The organism is Pseudomonas sp. BF-B-26 (assembly GCF_019956495.1).
GTDB lineage: Bacteria > Pseudomonadota > Gammaproteobacteria > Pseudomonadales > Pseudomonadaceae > Aquipseudomonas.
Window position 1 is genome coordinate 26,375 of sequence record NZ_JAHBDP010000067.1, and the last position, 17,684, is coordinate 44,058.

Annotated in this window: 19 protein-coding genes and 2 pseudogenes; 3 read left to right on the forward strand and 18 right to left on the reverse strand. The window is 60.6% G+C overall.

Going from position 1 to position 17,684, the window contains the following annotated elements:
• Positions 1–6: 6 nt before the first annotated feature.
• From KGB03_RS11765 to KGB03_RS11840, 16 genes and pseudogenes are all read right to left on the reverse strand, one after another.
• Positions 7–825, reverse strand: a complete 819-nt coding sequence (locus KGB03_RS11765) for a transporter substrate-binding domain-containing protein (protein ID WP_008157204.1) — start codon at positions 823–825, stop codon at positions 7–9.
• Positions 826–1,075: 250 nt separating this feature from the next.
• Positions 1,076–1,825, reverse strand: a complete 750-nt coding sequence (locus KGB03_RS11770) for an AraC family transcriptional regulator (protein WP_074877194.1) — start codon at positions 1,823–1,825, stop codon at positions 1,076–1,078.
• A gap of 74 nt (positions 1,826–1,899) precedes the next feature.
• The gene (locus KGB03_RS11775) at positions 1,900–3,156 is read right to left on the reverse strand and encodes an FAD/NAD(P)-binding oxidoreductase (protein ID WP_223527146.1); all 1,257 of its coding nucleotides are present in this window, start codon (positions 3,154–3,156) and stop codon (positions 1,900–1,902) included.
• The gene (locus KGB03_RS11780) at positions 3,153–3,389 is read right to left on the reverse strand and encodes a (2Fe-2S)-binding protein (protein WP_008157207.1); all 237 of its coding nucleotides are present in this window, start codon (positions 3,387–3,389) and stop codon (positions 3,153–3,155) included. Before KGB03_RS11780 ends, KGB03_RS11775 begins: the two co-directional genes overlap by 4 nt.
• Positions 3,382–4,497 (reverse strand): NAD(P)/FAD-dependent oxidoreductase, encoded by a 1,116-nt coding sequence (locus tag KGB03_RS11785; protein ID WP_223527147.1) that lies wholly within the window; start codon positions 4,495–4,497, stop codon positions 3,382–3,384. The genes KGB03_RS11780 and KGB03_RS11785 overlap by 8 nt, the downstream gene beginning before the upstream one ends.
• The gene (locus KGB03_RS11790) at positions 4,494–5,426 is read right to left on the reverse strand and encodes a 4-hydroxyproline epimerase (RefSeq protein ID WP_218538582.1); all 933 of its coding nucleotides are present in this window, start codon (positions 5,424–5,426) and stop codon (positions 4,494–4,496) included. Before KGB03_RS11790 ends, KGB03_RS11785 begins: the two co-directional genes overlap by 4 nt.
• A gap of 114 nt (positions 5,427–5,540) precedes the next feature.
• On the reverse strand, positions 5,541–6,212 hold the full coding sequence (locus KGB03_RS11795; protein WP_176471612.1) for a GntR family transcriptional regulator: 672 nt from the start codon (positions 6,210–6,212) through the stop codon (positions 5,541–5,543).
• 99 nt (positions 6,213–6,311) lie between these two features.
• Positions 6,312–7,802: a M15 family metallopeptidase gene (locus tag KGB03_RS11800; protein ID WP_223527148.1), complete on the reverse strand. Its 1,491-nt coding sequence runs from the start codon at positions 7,800–7,802 to the stop codon at positions 6,312–6,314.
• A 34-nt stretch (positions 7,803–7,836) separates the two neighbouring features.
• Complete coding sequence (locus tag KGB03_RS11805) at positions 7,837–8,199, reverse strand: DUF6463 family protein (RefSeq protein WP_111448657.1); 363 nt, start codon at positions 8,197–8,199, stop codon at positions 7,837–7,839.
• A gap of 209 nt (positions 8,200–8,408) precedes the next feature.
• Positions 8,409–8,570 carry a DUF2986 domain-containing protein gene (locus KGB03_RS11810; protein WP_111448656.1) on the reverse strand — a complete coding sequence of 54 codons (162 nt, stop codon included), beginning with the start codon at positions 8,568–8,570 and terminating at the stop codon, positions 8,409–8,411.
• Positions 8,571–8,655: 85 nt separating this feature from the next.
• A pseudogene (locus tag KGB03_RS11815) lies at positions 8,656–8,730 on the reverse strand (phosphotyrosine protein phosphatase); the annotation flags it as partial.
• 2 nt (positions 8,731–8,732) lie between these two features.
• Positions 8,733–9,188 carry a VOC family protein gene (locus KGB03_RS11820; RefSeq protein ID WP_223527149.1) on the reverse strand — a complete coding sequence of 152 codons (456 nt, stop codon included), beginning with the start codon at positions 9,186–9,188 and terminating at the stop codon, positions 8,733–8,735.
• 131 nt (positions 9,189–9,319) lie between these two features.
• The gene (locus KGB03_RS11825; RefSeq protein WP_223527150.1) at positions 9,320–10,885 is read right to left on the reverse strand and encodes an amino acid permease; all 1,566 of its coding nucleotides are present in this window, start codon (positions 10,883–10,885) and stop codon (positions 9,320–9,322) included.
• Positions 10,886–11,040: 155 nt separating this feature from the next.
• Positions 11,041–12,201: an iron-containing alcohol dehydrogenase gene (locus KGB03_RS11830; RefSeq protein ID WP_192409653.1), complete on the reverse strand. Its 1,161-nt coding sequence runs from the start codon at positions 12,199–12,201 to the stop codon at positions 11,041–11,043.
• A 3-nt stretch (positions 12,202–12,204) separates the two neighbouring features.
• On the reverse strand, positions 12,205–13,596 hold the full coding sequence (locus KGB03_RS11835) for an aldehyde dehydrogenase family protein (RefSeq protein WP_223527151.1): 1,392 nt from the start codon (positions 13,594–13,596) through the stop codon (positions 12,205–12,207).
• Positions 13,597–13,606: 10 nt separating this feature from the next.
• Positions 13,607–14,980 carry a glutamine synthetase family protein gene (locus tag KGB03_RS11840; protein ID WP_223527152.1) on the reverse strand — a complete coding sequence of 458 codons (1,374 nt, stop codon included), beginning with the start codon at positions 14,978–14,980 and terminating at the stop codon, positions 13,607–13,609.
• Positions 14,981–15,192: 212 nt separating this feature from the next.
• Here KGB03_RS11840 and KGB03_RS11845 point away from each other — a divergent pair, with 212 nt between their 5' ends.
• Positions 15,193–15,510 carry a carboxymuconolactone decarboxylase family protein gene (locus KGB03_RS11845; RefSeq protein ID WP_223527153.1) on the forward strand — a complete coding sequence of 106 codons (318 nt, stop codon included), beginning with the start codon at positions 15,193–15,195 and terminating at the stop codon, positions 15,508–15,510.
• 85 nt (positions 15,511–15,595) lie between these two features.
• Here the strand turns inward: KGB03_RS11845 and KGB03_RS11850 are convergent.
• Positions 15,596–15,799, reverse strand: a pseudogene (locus KGB03_RS11850) (helix-turn-helix domain-containing protein); the annotation flags it as partial.
• A 288-nt stretch (positions 15,800–16,087) separates the two neighbouring features.
• On the opposite strand from KGB03_RS11850, the gene KGB03_RS11855 reads away from it, so the two are divergent.
• Positions 16,088–16,624, forward strand: coding sequence for a dihydrofolate reductase family protein (locus KGB03_RS11855; protein ID WP_218538589.1), 537 nt, complete (start codon positions 16,088–16,090; stop codon positions 16,622–16,624).
• A gap of 38 nt (positions 16,625–16,662) precedes the next feature.
• Here KGB03_RS11855 and KGB03_RS11860 read toward each other — a convergent pair whose 3' ends face one another.
• Entirely contained in the window at positions 16,663–17,115 is a 453-nt protein-coding gene (locus tag KGB03_RS11860) for a hypothetical protein (protein WP_223527154.1), read from the reverse strand.
• A gap of 238 nt (positions 17,116–17,353) precedes the next feature.
• On the opposite strand from KGB03_RS11860, the gene KGB03_RS11865 reads away from it, so the two are divergent.
• Positions 17,354–17,626 carry a DUF2790 domain-containing protein gene (locus KGB03_RS11865; RefSeq protein WP_223527155.1) on the forward strand — a complete coding sequence of 91 codons (273 nt, stop codon included), beginning with the start codon at positions 17,354–17,356 and terminating at the stop codon, positions 17,624–17,626.
• Positions 17,627–17,684 lie beyond the last annotated feature (58 nt).

The window sequence follows — 17,684 nt, forward strand, 5'->3', positions numbered from 1 at the left end:
GACACCTCAGTAATAGACCTTGGGCACGGTCAGGTCGGTGGGTGAAATCTCGGTGCCGACCCATTTGGTGAACAACTCGTTGTAGCGGCCGCTGCGCACCTGCTGATTGACGAACAGGTTGAGGTAGTTGAGCAAGCCATACTCGTTGCGCTTGGCGCCCAGGGACACGTAGTCGATGGTGTACGGCGCGTTACCGGCGATTTTCAGGTTCTTGTATTTGCCCGACTTGATCGTGGCAGCAGCCACGGTGTTGGTGACCACGGTAGCGTCGATGTGACCCTGGGCGACCGCCAGCAGCGTGTCGTTCTGCGACTGATAGGCGCGGAAGGTGCCGGTGCCCCAGTTCTTCACGTCTTTTTCCAGAGCAATGGCTTCATAGGTGCCGCTGGTGTTGCCCAGGGCTTTGCCTTTGATATCGGCGAAGCTGTTGATGCCGGTGTTGTCGCGGGTCAGCACGACCATTTGGAAAGCGAAGTACGGCACGGTAAGGCCGACGGTCTTGGCCCGTTCGAGGGTATCGGAGGTGGAGGCGACGATCACGTCTGCGCGCCCGGAGACCAGTGCCGGAATTCGATCCGGGAAGGGCGTTTCAACCACTTCCGCGTCGACCCCGAGGATTTTCGCCAGGTCGCGGCAGTAGTCCACGTCGAAACCGGCCGGGTTGTTGCCTTCATCGCGAAAACCCATCGGCGGGAAGTCCAGGGTCACGGCGCAGCGCAGCTTGCCCGAACCAATGATGTCGTCGAGCTTGTCGGCCTGGGCGGTGGCGATAAAGGAGGTACTGAGAACAGCGCTGAGGGCTACGGCAAATGCGGGGTTTTTCATAGAGGCCTCGTTGTCGGAAAGTGCTGTTGGATATCGTATTGTGAATTTCGTATACGATATTAGATTGGCAATGAGCGTGCCTGTTTCCGAACTGAGGCGAGAATTATTCGCCAAGCCTTGAGCTAAAGGTCTTACAAGATTGTGGGAACAGGGCGTAGGAAAAGAGCGCCTCGGCGGGCCGTATCAGGCGGTGTTACAGAAGGGAGCAATGGGAACGCCGGGCGCCCCTTAAAGGAACACTCGCCCCGGTTCAGCGACGGCTTTCGCGATACTGACTTGGCGCCAGGCTGGTCAAGGCGCGGAACTGCCGGCTGAACGCGCTGTGGTCGGTGTAACCGCAGCGCAGGGCGATCTCGGTGATGGGCAGGTCGGTGTGCAACAAAAGCCGGGAGCCTTCTTCCAGGCGCGCCTTGTGAATCATCTGCCGTGGGGTGAGCTGGAACACCCGTTTGCAGTGGCGCTCCAGTTGCGCCACGGAAAACCCGGCGATTGCGGTCAGTTCGGCGAGGCTGATCGGCCTGGCGAAATGGCTGCGGATATGCGCGTCCACCGCCGCAAGTTTCTGGAAGGCCGGATGACTGGACTGTGGCGCTTGCAGGTCGCGGGAAATGCCGGCCAAACCGACGATCTGACCTTGCAGGTCGCGCAATGCGAGTTTGTGGGTCAGGCACCAGACCGGTTGGTTACCGTAATACAGGTGCAGTTCGAGTTGGTCGGCCAGTTCACGGCCGGTGGACAGCACCCGTCGATCCTGCTCGGTGTACAGCGGGCCGAAACGCTCGGGAAAGACCATGTCGGCGGTGCGTCCGAGCAGCTCGTCACTGTGTTTGAAGCCGCAGCGCCGGGCCAGGGTCTGGTTGACGAAGGCGTAGCGGGCTTCGCTGTCCTTGATGAAAAACACCACATCCGACAGGGTGTCGAGCAACGCCGCGATCGGCTGCAGACTGCTCAGCAGGGTGGGCAGGTCGCAGGGTTTGAAGGTAGTGAGCGAGGCATACATGGCGCTGGGCGTCTGGAGGCAATGCCCGGGATCATAAAGACTCGGCGACGGAGCCGAAAGCCCCGGGCCGGCATTCAGGCCGGCGGGGTGTCGTCCAGGCACAGCAAGGTCTCGATCCGCGCCGGACTGAACGGCGGGCGTGGTGCCGCAGGTTGCCAGCCGAACAGGTGCTGCAACGCGCCGCCACACACCCGGCCCTGGCAGGCGCCCATGCCGCAGCGGCTGGCCAGTTTGGCCTCGCGCCAGTCAGTGTGCCCGGCAAGCGCTGCGTAAGGCACGTCTTCGCAACGGCACACCAGGGTGTCGGGTTGTGCCAGCGATTTGAGTTGCGGGTCGAGGGTGAATGCTTTGTTGAGGGCGTTGGCGAAACCCTGCCAGCGCGCACGACGCGGCCACAATGCTCGGGCCGAATCAAGGTCACCGACGGCGGCGTGGCCAGCGATGGCGCCTTCGACCAACGCCAGTTCACTGCCACCGAAACCGGTGCATTCACCGGCCGCGTAGTGATCGGCGCGGCGAGTGGTCTGCCAGGCATCGACGGCGATCGCCTGGCCATCGAGTTCGCAGCCCAGAGCCTGGCCGAGCTGGGTGTTGGGGATCAGACCGAAGCCACAGGCCAGGCGATCACATTCCAGTTCGATGATTTTCCCTTGCTGTTGCAGGCGCACACCTTCCAGTCGCTCACTGCCCAGGGCGGCCAGTACATAGGTTCCGGTACGGTAATGGCGGTCGAACAACGTGACCGACTGCATCAGCTTGTTGGGCCAGCGTGGCAGTTGCGCGGCGAAACCGCCAACGGCGGCCGCGCAGGCTTGCTCGGCGATGCGCAGCACTTGGGCGCCGTTGTGTTTTGCGGTGGCGGCGCTGGCCAGCAATAACGGTCCGCTGCCGGCAATCACAAGGCGTTCGTCCTGCACCGGCAGCCCGCCTTTGATCAATGCCTGAAGGCCACCCGCACCCGTCACGCCGGGCAGCGTCCAGCCGGGGAAGGGCAGCAGTAATTCGCGAGCACCGGTACACAGAATCAGTTTGTCGTAACCGATCACCCAGCCTCGATCGGCGTCTTCGACCAGCAGTCGTTTCGGCCCGGCGCAGGCGATCACTCGAGTGCCCGAATGACGGCGGATGTTGCTGCACGCTTCCAATCGCTCGCGCATCTCACGCGCCGGGTTCGGCAGCTTGGCTTGAGGCCCATCACGCCAGATTTGCCCACCCGGCAACGGGTTGTCATCGAGCAGGACGATGCGCGCACCGCTTGACGCGGCGGCGAGCGCAGCGGCCATGCCGGCGGGACCGGCGCCGATGATCAGCAGGTCGGCGTATTCGTTCATGCTTGAGTCTCCACGTGCATGCCGTCTCGGCACAGCGTCTGGCAGGCCAGTCGTCGCCGACCGTCGATGGTCACCCGGCATTCCTGGCAAATGCCCATGCCGCACAGCGGTGCGCGACGTTGGCCACTGACCGAGGTGCGCGTGCAGCCGTCGCCACTCAGGGCCAGTGCAGCGGCGACGCTGGTGCCCTCGGCAACTCGCAGGGCACGCCCGTCCAGCATCAATTCAGGCATAAACGGACTCTCCGAGAAAACGTTGCGGCAGATACGGTTGCGCGGCCAGCGGCGGCGTTTCGTCGAACAACTGCGCGACCAATAGGTCGGCGGTGCCGGGGGCGGTCGTCACGCCGAGGCCCTCATGACCGACCGCCAGCCATAAGCCTTTGCGTTGCGGATGCTGACCCACCAGCGGCAAGCCGTCGGGGCTGGCAGCGCGAAAACCGGTCCAGGCGCGGATGCCGTTGAGCTGCGCCAGCCCCGGCATGTAGTAGGTGGCACGCCGGAGCATTTTCGCCAGCATCCAGCCCTCGACCTGCGGGTCGGTGGTGCCGAATTGTCGTGAAGCGCCGATGAACAATTGCCCGGTCGGTCGAGGTTGGATATTGCATGCAGTCGATGGGCCAGTGGCGTTGTGGGCACTGGTGACGTAACCAAGTTCCACCAGGGTGTGCGTGACCTTGCCGGGGTAGCGGTCGGTGATCAGCAAGTGACCTTTCTTCGGCTCTATCGGCAATTCGGGGCAGAGCTCGTTGGCCTGGACGCCGTTAGCCAGAATCACCGCTTCGGCGCTTAGCCAGTGGCCGTTGTCGAGTCGCACGTGATTGCCGTCGACTTCGCTGACTCGCGCCCGGCGTTGGCTGATGTTCGGTGTGTCGAGCATCCAGTTGGCGGTTGCCGGCGCATAAAGAATGCCGTCGCCATTGATCAGCAGTCCGCCTTCCAGGCCCTCGCGCAGTTCCGGTTCGCGTTGGTGTAAGGCGCTGCTGGAGATCAATTCGCAGGCCACGCCTTGGGCTTGCAAGTTCAGGTATTTGCTGTGGGCGACGACCATTTCTTCGGCATTGGCGGCCAGCCAGAGGGTGCCATTGCACCGGTAGGCGCAGCCGTCGGGCAGGGCCGGCGCCAGTTCGCGCCAGCGTTGCAGGGAATATTGGCTGAGGGCCAGTTCGGCCGGGTTGTCGTCGAGGACCAGCAAGTGGCCCATGCCCGCCGCCGTAGCGCCGGGCAGGCCGGCGTCCAGCACCAGCACACGCAAGCCGCGTCCCGCCAACGCCTGGGCACAAGCGGCGCCGATGATGCCGGCGCCGATCACGATCACATCGGCCACCCGGCCCTCGTTCACGGACGAATGCCCCAGGCGAACGGGTCGTCCTGTTCGATGATCAGGCTGGCTTCGGCGCTGATAAAGGCGCGGCCGCGAATGGTCGGCACGATGCGCTCGCCCTGAAGTTCGTAGGAACCCTCGAACTCGCTGCCGATGACACTGGCCTGACGCCAGATCTGTCCCGGCTGCAATTTGTCGTCGGCCGCCAGGCACGCCAGTTTTGCGCTGGTGCCGGTGCCACAGGGCGAGCGGTCATAGGCCTTGCCGGGGCAGAGGACGAAGTTGCGGCTGTCGGCCTGCACGTCATCGGCGAACAGCTCGACATGGTCGATCAAGCCGCCGTCTTCGCCGCGAATACCCTGAGCCTCCAGTGCTTGCTGGACGGCGAAGGTGTAGGCGGTCAGCGCATCGAGGTTATCGCCGGCAACGCGCAGGCCATGCTCGGCAATCAGGAAAAACCAGTTACCGCCCCAGGCAACATCGCCGGTCACTTGACCGATCCCCGGCACCTGCAGCGACAGCGCTTTGCGGTAACGGTAGGCCGGCACATTGCGCACGCTGACCGAATGGTCTTCGTGCAGCGTCGCCTGCACCGTGCCCACCGGGGTTTCGATGCTGTGGACCCCAGGGCCGATCTTGCCCAGATGCGCCAGCGAGGCCACCAGGCCGATGGTGCCGTGGCCGCACATGCCGAGGTAACCGCTGTTGTTGAAGAAAATCACGCCGGCACAGGCGCTCGGGTCCACCGGCTCACAGAGCAGGGCGCCGACCAGCACATCGCTGCCCCGTGGTTCCAGCACGCAAGCGGCGCGCCATTGATCATGCTGTTCGGCCAGCCGCTGCCGACGCTCGGCCATGCTGCCGGTGCCCAGGTCAGGAAAACCGGCGGTCACCAGGCGGGTCGGTTCGCCGCCGGTGTGGGAGTCGATCACGGTGATGCGTTTCATGGGATGGCCACGTCCGTTCAGATGAGTGAACGAAAGAGTGGCCTGTAGAGAGGGGTGTCGGCTTGATGGTTTTATCCAGTGCCGATGACGAAATCGGCACAGTGTGGCGAGGGGTCAGTGGTGGTGAGGCAGGTGCTCGAACAGGGTCTTGCAGACCCCGGCAATGTGCTCGTCGAGCAACTTCACCGCCAGGTCCACGTCACCGGCGCGACAGGCCGCAAGGATTTCCCGGTGTTCGTGATCGGCGCGTTCCTTGCCGGCCGACAGGCTCATCTGCATGCGCAGGTAGCGCTCCAGCTTGTCGTTGACCGAGCGGATCAGGCCGACCAGAAATGGACGCTGTGCCGGTTCGTAAAGGCAAGCGTGCAGTTCCCAGTTGAGCTCGGCCCAGCGGCCCACATCATCTTCGCCGATGAACTCCTGGCAGATGCGTTCGGCACGGGCGAAGGTGTCTTCGGTCATGTTCGGAATGGCCAGGCGCAGCACCTTGTCTTCGAGCAGCATGCGCACTTCGAACATCTGCGCCAGTTCTGCATCGGAAACCCGGGTGACCATCGCCCCGCGATTACGCTGGAACATCACCAGGCCTTCGGCCTCCAGGCGCTTGAGGGCTTCGCGCACCGGAATCTTGCTGACGTTGAACTGGCGGGCAATGTCGTCCTGGCGAATCGGCTCGTCCTCGGCGAAATGCCCGGCGACGATGGCGTCACGCAGATGACGGGTGATGATTTCCGACGTCGAAGGCGAATTGCCAAGGTCGGGAGCGTTGAGTTTGGTCAGGGCCACGGTCGTGATCGTCAGGATTGGATTTCAGATAGGGTATACGAATATGCACTGGGTGGTCTTCGGCGATGATCAGGACCTCCAGCCGCCGTCTGCCAGCCATCAACGTTCGGGAAGGTTCCAGCTTTCGCGTATTTGCTCATATTCCGCCTCGGGCATTTGAAGCAGCAGCGGCGACTGGCGAGGGTCCAGCCAATTGAACAAGCGAGAAATATCCGCTGGGTCCATGGCGGTGCAACCCAGCGTCGGGGAGGCGGGGCCGCGCCAGATGTGGAAGAAAATGCACGAGCCCGAGGCGGGGGACGCCGGCGTATTGTGCTCGATGAAAATGCCTTTTCGATACATGTCGTCATCGCGACGCATCCGTTCGGAGCTGTTCCAGTCTTTTGAAACAGTCGCTCCATCGACCAGCTCGTTATAGCGTGCGGAGTGGCTGTCATCCACGCATTCGATGGTCGGGGTGAGTGCCAGGTAAGGCAGTCTGGTGTCGGCCGTGCTGTCGTAGCCAAACGCCGTTCCCAGTTTGAACACCCCGGCAGGTGCTTTTCCATCGCCTTCATGTTTGAGCGGGCCTTCGCGTTGCTCAACACTGCTCAGACCCTTGCCCCACGCCAGCCCGCTCTTGCCGACCACTACCGGAAATGACCCTTCATATTTTCGAAAGGTGTTGCCCTGCCGTTCATAGCGCTGGGCCGTGCCCTGGATGTCAGTCCAGTTTTTTGTGGTGACCACAATCAGCTGATTGGCGGTGTCGAGAACATCCCGTGCACCCAGCGGCGTGATGGGGAAGTCCATGACGTTCTTCGGCGAACCTTCCCCGCTGTAGGTGAAGTGCCACCATTCCTTCGAGTACCCGGTAAACCCTTCTTTCTCCATGGCCCTGCTGAGCTTCTGGCGATTGTCCCTGGCGGCAGCGCTGATCGTCGGGTTGTCGGTATGCGCGCGCTCATCGAAGCAATCGAACCCCGTGCCCATGTCGAGCGCGCCGTCTCGCCAACGCTGGCCATAAGGGGCCGTGCAATCGACTTGCCCGGCTGAAGGCGTCCAGGTCTCGGCGGGCAGGGCATCCGGGCCGGTCAGTGTCAGGTCCACGGTTGAGCCTTTGGAGTGGTTCGACACCCGGGCCACGTAGCCCAGGCGCCAGAAGTCCTGCTTGTCCACACGTGGATAGAACTCGGCCTTGCGTGGGTCACCCGGCTCCGACGCAAAACGCCCCATATCGGCAACGGCACGGCTGGGTCGATAACAGTCAAACACCTTCAAACCGTAGCCCTGCGCCCGCAAGGCCGTTTGTACCCGAGCGAGGGCCTTGGCGGCGTCCAGCGATAACAGGCACTGTGGCGCGGCGTAACCGTCGAGTGGGTGCCCGGTGAAGTTGTGAGCGCTGGCATAGCGAATGTCTTGCTCGATGCCCGGATCAATCGTACGCAGATACACCATGTTCTCGGGTCGTGTCTCTGCACCGGCGATGCCGGGCACGACAATGCTCAGGCACAGGATCCATCGCCGCCAGTGCCGCGCGAGCAGGCTGCGCGAACGCAGCGAAAACAGTGTCGAGGAGGGCAGAGGCAGGAGGGTGCAGAGACGGGGCATGCGAGACTCCAAAGAGGCCGATTCTCAAGCCGAATCAGGCGTACAAACCATACCCTGCCGCGATGATCAGCGGAGAAACCAGCAGCGTTGCCCAGAACCCCGATCTTGGAACAGCAATGACGCAAATGATCGAGATCATCAACACATAGAGGCCAACCATTTTAAGTAGCGCGAGATCGCCAACGGCTACGGCGTGAATCGCTGTTTGCCCTGCGAGCATAAAAAGCGGCCCCAGCATGGTGAACCAGAGGGCAGTGCGCCGATCTTCGTGCGCTCTGAATTGGTCAACGAAGCCAGAGTCTACAGCGGCGGCGAATGCTGTTTTGAACTTGATAATACCGAATGGAATATGGAAGACGCCCAAGGCGAACAGGGTCCATGCGACGATGTTTGACATGTCTTATATGCTCCGTAACGGTAAGGCTGGATAAGTGCCTGACGTTTGGTTAAGGGAGCGCGGCACGGTCCCGGTTTTATCGCGTAACGTCCAGCAACCGAAGAGAGCGATGTTGAGCGCATTGTCAGGCTGCGTCCTCACGGTGCGAGCCATAGGAATACCTGGCCCAAACAGATGTGTAAATTGCGCTGGTGTTTAAGGTAAATAGATCAGCTCTCCGGGGAAATGATCGAGTCTAGACCAGGTTCAGCCGCGAGCTTCAATCGGTCAGCTTTACTAATGTATTTAGACTTGTTGGCCGGTGCCAATTTGGCACTGGCCTTTTTGGCGTGAGCCTTTAACAACTGCTGTATTTTTTTACGACGATTCATGTTTTCTGCTCGGCTGGTAAGTTCTTCAATGATGGCAGAGGTTGGCGCACGAAGCCTAGGGAGTGAGAGAGGACTTCACTGCGTCTTCCATGACAAAGATGACATCGGCCCAGCGAATATCCGCTGGACCGATGGGGCTACGTGCGTTCGGGCTTGTGCCTCTCAGGCAAACGCAGTGTCGATAAAGGCCTCCAGCGCCTTGTCTTCCAGGATCTCGATAGAGAAGTGCCCGAAGCGCTTGGGCAACCAGATGATGCGTGTCCCGGACGGGGATTGCAGGTTCGCGCGGGCCAACGGCGCTCCGTTTTCGTCTTCTGGCTGAACACCGGCGACCATCAATTCGTCATAGGCCTTCTCAATGTCCGGTGTCGAGTAGCAGTGGCGATAAATCATCCCTTCACCCGAGGCGTCCAACAGTTCCCTCAGGTTCCCCGCCAACGGCTGTACCAGCATGAAACGTTCTTGGCCGATCAGCGCAATCGCGTAGCGCACGTGCAGACCACCTCGTTCCCAGACGAGCGTTTTGGAGATCCTGGCCTTCAGTATCTGTGCGTAGTAAGCACAGGCTTCCTCGAGATTGTTGACCAGTACATCGACGTGACTGAACTTCAGTTCCATTGCATGCCTCCTGCCGCCCCTGCGTCCTATTGATCCATGGGTACTGATCTTGGGATTGCCCAATCACAGACTGCGCAGTCTAGCGGGAGCAGCTCCCTCGCCAAAGGGTTAGCGTCACGCTTAACTAGCAATCAGCTCCCGGCCCGTTTATTCAACGCCTCTTCCGCCGCGGCAATTTCAGCCTGACGCTTGATGATCATGTCGCCAATCGGCGGCCCCTGAAAACGTCGGGCTTCAAAACCGAACCAGACGATGGCCGTCAGCACCAGAAAACCGAGGGTGATGTACAGCGCCCAATCGTTCGGTGGCTGGATGCCGATGACGAAAATGATCACCATCGAGAGGATCGAGAGGACGGCGAATACTGTGTACCAGAAGCGTCCCATGTTCCACGGTCCCATGGTCGGCCACTTCGACGTCCCGTAGGTAAACAGGCCCAGCACGATGGGAATGATGAAGGAGAAGAACAGGAAGATCACCGTGCAGGACACCACGATGGTATAGACCGGCGTTGCGCCGACCGATATCACCGACGATCCCCAGTCGAACAATACCGCCAGGGTGGCACCGGTCCAGATCGCCGCCACCGGGCTGCGATAGGTAGGCGACACCGAGGCCAGTGCTTTCGAACAGGGCAGGCCACCGTCACGGGAAAACGCAAAGATCATGCGTGAAACCGAGGTCACGGTTGCCAGCCCGCAGAGGAACTGCGAGATGAAAATCGCCACGTACAGCACGAGCTTCACGGTTGGGTTGACCTGCGTGTTCATGGCCCAGAAAAATACGTTCCAGCCTTGCTTCGCCGCCTCATCCATGTTCGGCAGCATCAGTACAAACGAGCAGAGCATGACCCAGCCGAACAGCAGTGACCAGACCACCGACGTGACCATGCCACGCGGCACGGACATGGCTGCCTGCCGAGTCTCCTCGGAGGTGTGCGCAGAAGCGTCATAACCCGTGATGGTATAGATCGGCAGCAGCAGGCCGAGCATGAAAACCCAGCCGTTCGACACCTGTGGCCAGACGCTGCCGCCAGCCTCGCCGGAATAGTTACTGAAGGTCCATAACCGGGCGAACTCATAACTGGGCGCCGAGATCAGGCAGACGATGGTCAGCGCGAGCGCCGTGGCGAAGATCAGATACCCCGAGAAGTCGGTGAGCTTCGCGGTCAGGCCGATACCCAAGTGGTTACACAAGGCCTGGATACCGGTCAGGATCGCCAGGAAAATCACCCGGGTCGTGGTGGTGTCTTCCATTCCCAGGGACGGTCCGAAGGCGCCGAAAAAGAAGTAATAAGTACCGACGTTGATCGCGCCGAGCACGGTGACCAGCCCCAGCAGGTTGAACCACGCGGTCAGCCAGCCGGTGAAGCGGTTACCGAGAATCGAGCCCCAGTGATAGAGGCCACCAGCGGTGGGGTAGGCCGAGGAAATTTGCGCCATGGCCATGGCGAAAACCCCGGAGATCAGGCAACCAATCGGCCAGCCGATACCGATTGAGGCACCGCCCGCACCCGAGGTGCCCTGAGCGAGTGAGTTGATGCCACCCGAGAGGATGCAGATGATCGAAAAGGAAATGGCAAAGTTGGAGAAAACGCCCATGCGTCGCGAAAGTTCCTGGGCGTAGCCCATGCTGTGCAGCACCTTGACGTCATCGTCTTGCGGCGCGCTCGTGCCGGGCTGGTTTGTTGGCTTCATGTTGTGTGCCCCTTCAGGTTTTGATACGCATCCATCCGGGTTTACGTTGCCGGACGGGCTGGCCTTCAACCCCTTGTCGTACTGCTCCTGTTGCTAACGGATAAACCCCGTCCATGCTGCGCGTTCGCACCTTGGCCATGGACAGACAACTGCTCCTACAAACGGCCGTGGTACGCCGCTTCGAAAATTTCTGCCGCGCCATTTCGGGTCAATGGCAGCGGGTTGCCGCTGGCGCAAGGGTCAACAATCGCCATGTCCGCGATCAGGTCGGCCTGCCGGTCATCCACCCCCAGCTCAACCAGCGTATGGGGCACGCCGATGTCCTTGCGCAACTTGAGGACAAAGGCCAGAAAACTGTCGAAGCCGGGCGAGGGCAGACGCAAATAAGCCGCGAGGCGGGTGATGCGTTCCTCGATGGCCGGTCGATTGAATTTCAGGACATAGGGCATGAACGTGGCGTTCGTCATGCCGTGATGGGTGTCGTACAGGGCGCCCACCGGATGTGAGAGGGCGTGCATCCCGCCCAGCCCTTTCTGGAAAGCGGTAGCGCCCATCGCGGCAGCCGCGAGCATTTCCGCTCGCGCCTCCAGGTCCGAGGGGGTGTGTACGGCTCGCACCAGGGCATTGGCGACCAGGCGCATGCCTTCCACCGCAATCCCTTCGGCCATGGGGTGAAAGCCGGGAGCGCAATACGATTCCAGACAATGCGCAAACGCATCCATGCCGGTGCCCGCAGTGACCTTGGCCGGCATGCCGACGGTGAGGGCCGGGTCGCTGATGACCACGCGCGGCATCATCTTCGGGTGGAAGATGATGCGTTTGGTGTGCGTACGCTCATCGATGATCACCGCGGCACGGCCCACCTCGGAGCCGGTACCCGCCGTGGTCGGCACAGCAATGATCGGGGCGATGCTGCCTTCGTCGGCGCGGGTCCAGTAGTCGCCGATGTCTTCGAAATCCCACACCGGTCGGGTCTGGCCGCTCATGAAGGCGATGAGCTTGCCCATGTCCAGTCCACTGCCCCCGCCGAAGGCGACCACGCCATCGTGTTTGCCGGCGCGCCAGGCGTCGAGCCCGCCCGCCAGATTGGCTTCGACCGGATTGGGTTTAAGGTCGCAAAACAGCGCGACGCCAAGGCCGGCGGCGCGCAAGGCATCCAGCGCTGAAAGGGTGATCGGGGCACGCGCCAGGCCACTGTCGGTGACCAGCAACGGTCGCTGGATTCCTTGGCTGCGGCAGATCTCGGCAAGCTCGGCGATGCGGCCGACACCGAAGCGGATGCTTGTGGGGTAGTTCCAGTTCGCGGTCAGGCTCATGGCTCAGATCTCGTGGCGCAAATGGAAGGATTTCGCGCGGGTCAGATGTTCGTAACCCAGGCGCGACAGCGTGACGCCGCGTCCGCTGTTCTTCACGCCGGTCCAGGCCAGGGCCGGGTCCAGGTAATCGCAGCGGTTCATGAACACAGTGCCGGTGTCGATCTCGTTGCCCAGGCGTTCGGCGGCGGCAAGGTCTTGGGTCCAGATGGACGCGCTGAGCCCGAACTCACTGTCGTTCATCAAGGCAAGGGCTTCGTCGTCGCTGGCCACCGGCATGATGCCGACCACGGGACCAAAGCTTTCCTCGCGCATCACCGACATTTGATGGGTGACGTCGACTAACACTTGCGGCGCGAGGTAGGCGCTGCCCGGTGCGTCGGCGGGAAAGGTCTTCGGATCGATCAGCGCCTTGGCGCCTTTTGACAGTGCTTCGGCGATCTGACCCCGAACGAATTCAGCGGCGGCCGGATTCACCAGCGGGCCGAGGGTGGTGGCTTCGTCCAGTGGGTTGCCCAGCACGTATTGGTGGGTCAGCGCGACGAAGCGCTCGACAAACGCCGGGTAGATTTTTTCATCGACATAGATCCGTTCGACCGCGCAGCAGCTTTGCCCGGAGTTGAAGTAGCTGCCATCCACCAGGTTTTCCACTGCGTGTTCGAGGTTGGCGTCTGCGCGGACATAGGCCGGGTCTTTGCCGCCGAGTTCCAGGCCTACGCCGAGGAAACTTCCGACGGCAGCCTGTTCCATGGATTTACCGGCTTCGACCGAGCCGGTGAAGTTCACTTGCTGCACGCGTCCAGAGGCAATGATCGCTCCGGTATAAACATGACTCAGCAGCAGGTTCTGGAACAGCCCTTCGGGCAGATGGGCGCGGCGAAAGGCCTCGGCGAACCGTTCACCCACCAGCAATGTTTGCGACGCGTGTTTGAGGATGACACTGTTGCCGGCCATCAGCGCCGGGATAATCGTATTCACCGCTGTCAGGTAGGGATAATTCCAAGGGGCGACGACCAGCACCGTACCCAACGGTTCGCGTTTGATATGGCGTCGAAAACCGGCAACAGGCGTGGGTTCAATCGCTGCCAAGGCTTCAGGCGCAATGGCGATCATATGCCGGGCACGCTCTTCGAAACCTCGCAGTTCGCCAGCGCCAAAGCGCACCGGACGGCCCATCTGCCAGGCCAGTTCCGGCACGATGTCGGCCTTCATGGCCAGCATTGCGTCTACCGCGGCACTACAGAAGGCGGCGCGTTCGCTCAGTGGCCGGCGTTTCCATTGCGCCTGGGCCGCTTCGGCCGCCGCCAGCGCCTGGTCGATTTGCGCCGCATCGGCGCAGCGGCGTTCGGCATAGATCCGGCCATCGACCGGGGAGATGAGTTGAATGGTTGAAGTCATGATGGCGGTCTCAATAGCGCTCAAACCCGCGCTGCAGTTCCCAGTCGGTGATCCGCCGGTCGTACTCTTTCTGCTCCCATTCGGCGGTGTGCACGTAGTGGTCGATCACTTCATCGCCGAACGCTTCGCGCAACATGGTTGAGCCCTGGAGTGCGGCGCAGGCTTCGCGCAGGGTCTTCGATACTTCAGGCAAATGTTCGTCGACGTAGGCATCACCCTCGAAGGGCGACGCGAGGCTGAGCTTCTCGTCGATACCGGCCAGTCCCGCAGCGATCAAGGCGGCGAAGGCCAGATAAGGGTTGAGGTCGGCCCCGCCAATGCGACATTCGATGCGGATGGATTTGCTGCCTTCTGCGCATAAACGGAAACCAGCGGTGCGATTGTCCCGACTCCACACCGCCCGGGTCGGGGCAAAGGTGCCGGCCTGAAAACGCTTGTATGAATTGATGTAGGGCGCGAGAAAACAGGTGATGTCGTTGGCGTACTTGAGCTGCCCGGCCACCCAGGAGCGCATCAGTTTCGACATGCCGAACTCCGCCTTGGCGTCGAAGAACAAAGGCTTTTTACCGTTCTTGTCCCACAGCGAATTGTGGATGTGGCTGCTGGAACCGGCGGCGTCATAACGCCACTTGGCCATGAACGTGATCGCCTTGCCCTGCAGTTGCGCGATCTCTTTGCAGGCGTGCTTGATGATGACGTGGTGGTCGGCCATGGTCAGCGCGTCGGCGTAACGGATGTTGATCTCTTCCTGACCCGGCCCCCATTCACCCTTGGAATTTTCGACGGGAATGCCGCTGGCCTGCAGATGCTTGCGAATCGCCCGCAGCACCGGCTCTTCGCGGGTGGTCTGCAGGATGTTGTAGTCCTCGATGTAATGACCAGCCGTCTTCGGCTTGTGGTAATTGCGCTCGTGGATGGCCTCGTAGCTCTCGTCGAACAGATAGAACTCCAGTTCCGAGGCGAACATGCCGGTGTAACCGCGCTCGCGCAGTCGCTCGACCTGCTTTTTCAGAATCGCCCGCGGGCTGTGCGGCAGGTCGCGCCGATGGTGATGATCGAGCACATCGCAGAGCACCAGCGCCGTGCACTCGAGCCAGGGCACCCGCCGCAACGTGGCCATGTCGGGTTTGAGCACAAAGTCGCCATAGCCTTTGCTCCAGCTGGCGGCGGCGTAACCCGGCACCGGTTCCATGTCGATGTCGTCGGCGAGCAGGTAATTGCAGCAATGGGTCTCTTCATGGCCGCTGTCGATGAAAAACTCGACCTGGAATCGTTTGCCGACCAGTCGGCCTTGCATGTCGACCATGCAGACCAGAACGGTATCGATCTCGCCGGACGCGGCGGCACGCTTGAGTTGATCAAAACTGAGGAGGGGCTCGGTCATCACGTAGTCCTGCGTGAATTGTTTGGGCCTGTCTGAAATAGCTGTTGCAGACGCTCTCCAGAACCAACCAAAACCTGCAGACGCGAGCATCGTGTGCAATAAGCTGCTGTAAGCGTAGCCTACTGTTGCAGTGTGCAAGTTTCGCCAATCGCAGCCTGATGACTCGAGCGCAAAGGCGCGAATTGATCGCCCTCCAACGCGAGGAAACAAACATGACAAAGAAGAAAGCGAACAATACTTACCAACGTCTCGAACAGCAGTACCCGGATTACCTGGCCGCCGTGGAGGCCTTGGGGACGGCGGTGCGTCATACCGGCCCACTGGAAGAGATCGTTATCCAACTGATCCAGCTCGGTGCCGCGGCGGCCATCCGCTCTGAGGGCGCGGTGCACAGTCATACCCGACGGGCACTGGAGGCGGGCGCTACACCAGAGCAGATCCGTCACACGCTGATCTCCCTGACGAGTACGATCGGTTTCCCGACTGTCGTTGCGGCCATCAGTTGGGCGGATGATGTGATTGAGACGTGAACGAGTTCGCTGGAAGGCAGGGCGCCGGTCGCCTTGACCTAAGCAACGGGGTGGACTCCTTTACACTTCGGCAGTCATTTTTTGGCTATTTTCTCTGGCCCAGGGTTTCTCCAACAATCCGCGCGGCATCTCCTGAGGGCGGCAAGCCGAACACTCGTGCGTAATCGCGGCTGAATTGCGTAGCGCTCTCATAACCGACCTCGAATGCTGCACTCGTGACACTTCTGGCGTGGGCCACTAGCAGAGTCCGGGCCTGAAGCAAGCGGCCCCTTTTTTGATACACCGTTGGCGGCTGTGGAGGCTGCGCGCCGGGTGCTGAACGGTGATCGGCGACCAGGCTTTGAATCGTCTGCGCGGGTGTTTGGCGTCGGATTCGCGCAGACGATTGCAGGTTCGACAATCACAGATTTTTAGGGCGCGACAACGCTCGGTTTCGCACTGATCATGAGCAAGGCTGCCGACGTGACGCTGCTGGGTTCGATGGGCCGCATCATTAACATCAGCTCCATTCAGGATGGGCTTTGTGTTTGGTCTTTGTTCTGATAATGGTATATCGCGAATAAACAGGGAGCGTCCAATGATCACTGCACACGTTTTCATCGCCATAAGTCTGGATGGTTTCATCGCCCGGCAAGATGGCGACATCGAGTGGCTGTTACAGCGCGATGATCCGACCGAGGATCACGGCTATGCAGCCTTTATCGCTGATATCGACATGATCGTGATGGGGCGCGGGAGCTATGAAAAGGTGTTGACCCTCGACACATGGCCCTATGACCGCCCCGTACTGGTGCTTTCTGAACAGCTGGCCGATACACCCGTGCCCGAGGCGCTGCAGGACAAGGTTCGGTTCTGCAACCTCTCGCCAAAGGACACGATTGAGAAACTGGCTGGGCAGAACGTACGTCGGGTTTATGTCGATGGCGGGCGGCTGGTGCAGTCATTCCTGCGCGAAGGGCTCATTGCCGATATCGTCATCACCACTGTTCCTGTGTTGATTGGCTCGGGAAGGCCGCTGTTCGGTGCATTGATAAAGGACATTGATTTGAGACTGGTATCCAGCCGTAGCTTTCCTTCGGGTCTGGTGCAATCCACCTATCGGCTGGCCCCATGACCTGCCCGCGATGAAGGCGGGGGCAGGTCAAATCGAGGCTATTTCCCTGAGCCTTTGTGCCTGATATCTCCGCAAAAAATATCGATGTTGCCACTGTCCGGCGCACTTCGAACGACGATGGAGTACTCGCCGGCCAGCAGGACCGGCAGTGCAACCGGTGCGCTTCTTGAGAACGCCCAGCCGCGTATGGCCTGGCGTTCGGTGGTGACATGATCATTCATTGCGTAAGCGACTGGCCCGGGGTGCTGGCAGCTGCCTTTATTGATGAAGGTGAAGAGGCGCAAGGGCAGAGACGCCCCGCTTGGCGCACCACTGATGAAGAAACTGAGCCCGGTTTCTTTGCCCCAGTCGGACAACGTTACATTGCCGATCTGACCGGTGTTCTGCCGGGTAGCAACCAAAGGAACGCTCACGCCATGGTTTGATGAAGTGGTGCAGCCGAAAAGGCTTGCGGTGACCAATAGCGCTGCAAGTGAGTGTCTGCGCTTCATTGCCAACCTCCTGTGGTGAAGAACTGCAATGGGAGATTAGCGGGTATAGCTCATTCGTCGTCTTCCTGGCGTTGCCTGTTCGAAATTCTCCATTCATGCGGAATCTGGCAACAGTGTTTGTCCAGTGGGTCGCTGTTTGAGGGAGGGGTAAACACCTAGCATCGTCTCTACCGAATGAGCCAATAGCGTCAGTGTCAACACGCTCACGAGGTTAACTTTTGACGATAGGGTGAATACGATGAAAATCTCAAAAATTGCGATGTTTCTTGCGCTTGGCGTTTTAGGTACACAGGCCTTTGCAGGCGAAAGCCAGTCAACTGCCGCGGAGAGCAAGACGCCTGTAGACACGTACACTTACGACATGAAACTGGATATCCAGAAAGTCATTACAGTGTCAGATATTCCTGACCAGTGCGGGCCAGTCCCGGCGCAAATGACCTATGAAGACTCTCAGGGGCAACGGCATATCCTGCAGTATCAAGTCATGGGCACTGGCTGTTCAAACGGTTGAGTCGTGTGTGGAAGATGGAGGGTCGACACTCCATGCCTGCCGCACTCGTGATTTCAAA

What these genes read in the sequence shown, in the direction of transcription:
- KGB03_RS11765 (WP_008157204.1), bottom strand. Translation starts at nt 825, where the DNA reads ATGAAAAACCCCGCATTTGCCGTAGCCCTCAGCGCTGTTCTCAGTACC.
- KGB03_RS11790 (WP_218538582.1), bottom strand. Translation starts at nt 5,426, where the DNA reads ATGAAACGCATCACCGTGATCGACTCCCACACCGGCGGCGAACCGACC.
- KGB03_RS11770 (WP_074877194.1), bottom strand. Translation starts at nt 1,825, where the DNA reads ATGTATGCCTCGCTCACTACCTTCAAACCCTGCGACCTGCCCACCCTG.
- KGB03_RS11830 (WP_192409653.1), bottom strand. Translation starts at nt 12,201, where the DNA reads ATGAGCCTGACCGCGAACTGGAACTACCCCACAAGCATCCGCTTCGGT.
- KGB03_RS11855 (WP_218538589.1), top strand. Translation starts at nt 16,088, where the DNA reads ATGATCACTGCACACGTTTTCATCGCCATAAGTCTGGATGGTTTCATC.
- KGB03_RS11845 (WP_223527153.1), top strand. Translation starts at nt 15,193, where the DNA reads ATGACAAAGAAGAAAGCGAACAATACTTACCAACGTCTCGAACAGCAG.
- KGB03_RS11805 (WP_111448657.1), bottom strand. Translation starts at nt 8,199, where the DNA reads ATGTCAAACATCGTCGCATGGACCCTGTTCGCCTTGGGCGTCTTCCAT.
- KGB03_RS11820 (WP_223527149.1), bottom strand. Translation starts at nt 9,188, where the DNA reads ATGGAACTGAAGTTCAGTCACGTCGATGTACTGGTCAACAATCTCGAG.
- KGB03_RS11835 (WP_223527151.1), bottom strand. Translation starts at nt 13,596, where the DNA reads ATGACTTCAACCATTCAACTCATCTCCCCGGTCGATGGCCGGATCTAT.
- KGB03_RS11810 (WP_111448656.1), bottom strand. Translation starts at nt 8,570, where the DNA reads ATGAATCGTCGTAAAAAAATACAGCAGTTGTTAAAGGCTCACGCCAAA.
- KGB03_RS11860 (WP_223527154.1), bottom strand. Translation starts at nt 17,115, where the DNA reads ATGAAGCGCAGACACTCACTTGCAGCGCTATTGGTCACCGCAAGCCTT.
- KGB03_RS11865 (WP_223527155.1), top strand. Translation starts at nt 17,354, where the DNA reads ATGAAAATCTCAAAAATTGCGATGTTTCTTGCGCTTGGCGTTTTAGGT.
- KGB03_RS11825 (WP_223527150.1), bottom strand. Translation starts at nt 10,885, where the DNA reads ATGAAGCCAACAAACCAGCCCGGCACGAGCGCGCCGCAAGACGATGAC.
- KGB03_RS11840 (WP_223527152.1), bottom strand. Translation starts at nt 14,980, where the DNA reads ATGACCGAGCCCCTCCTCAGTTTTGATCAACTCAAGCGTGCCGCCGCG.
- KGB03_RS11775 (WP_223527146.1), bottom strand. Translation starts at nt 3,156, where the DNA reads ATGAACGAATACGCCGACCTGCTGATCATCGGCGCCGGTCCCGCCGGC.
- KGB03_RS11780 (WP_008157207.1), bottom strand. Translation starts at nt 3,389, where the DNA reads ATGCCTGAATTGATGCTGGACGGGCGTGCCCTGCGAGTTGCCGAGGGC.
- KGB03_RS11800 (WP_223527148.1), bottom strand. Translation starts at nt 7,802, where the DNA reads ATGCCCCGTCTCTGCACCCTCCTGCCTCTGCCCTCCTCGACACTGTTT.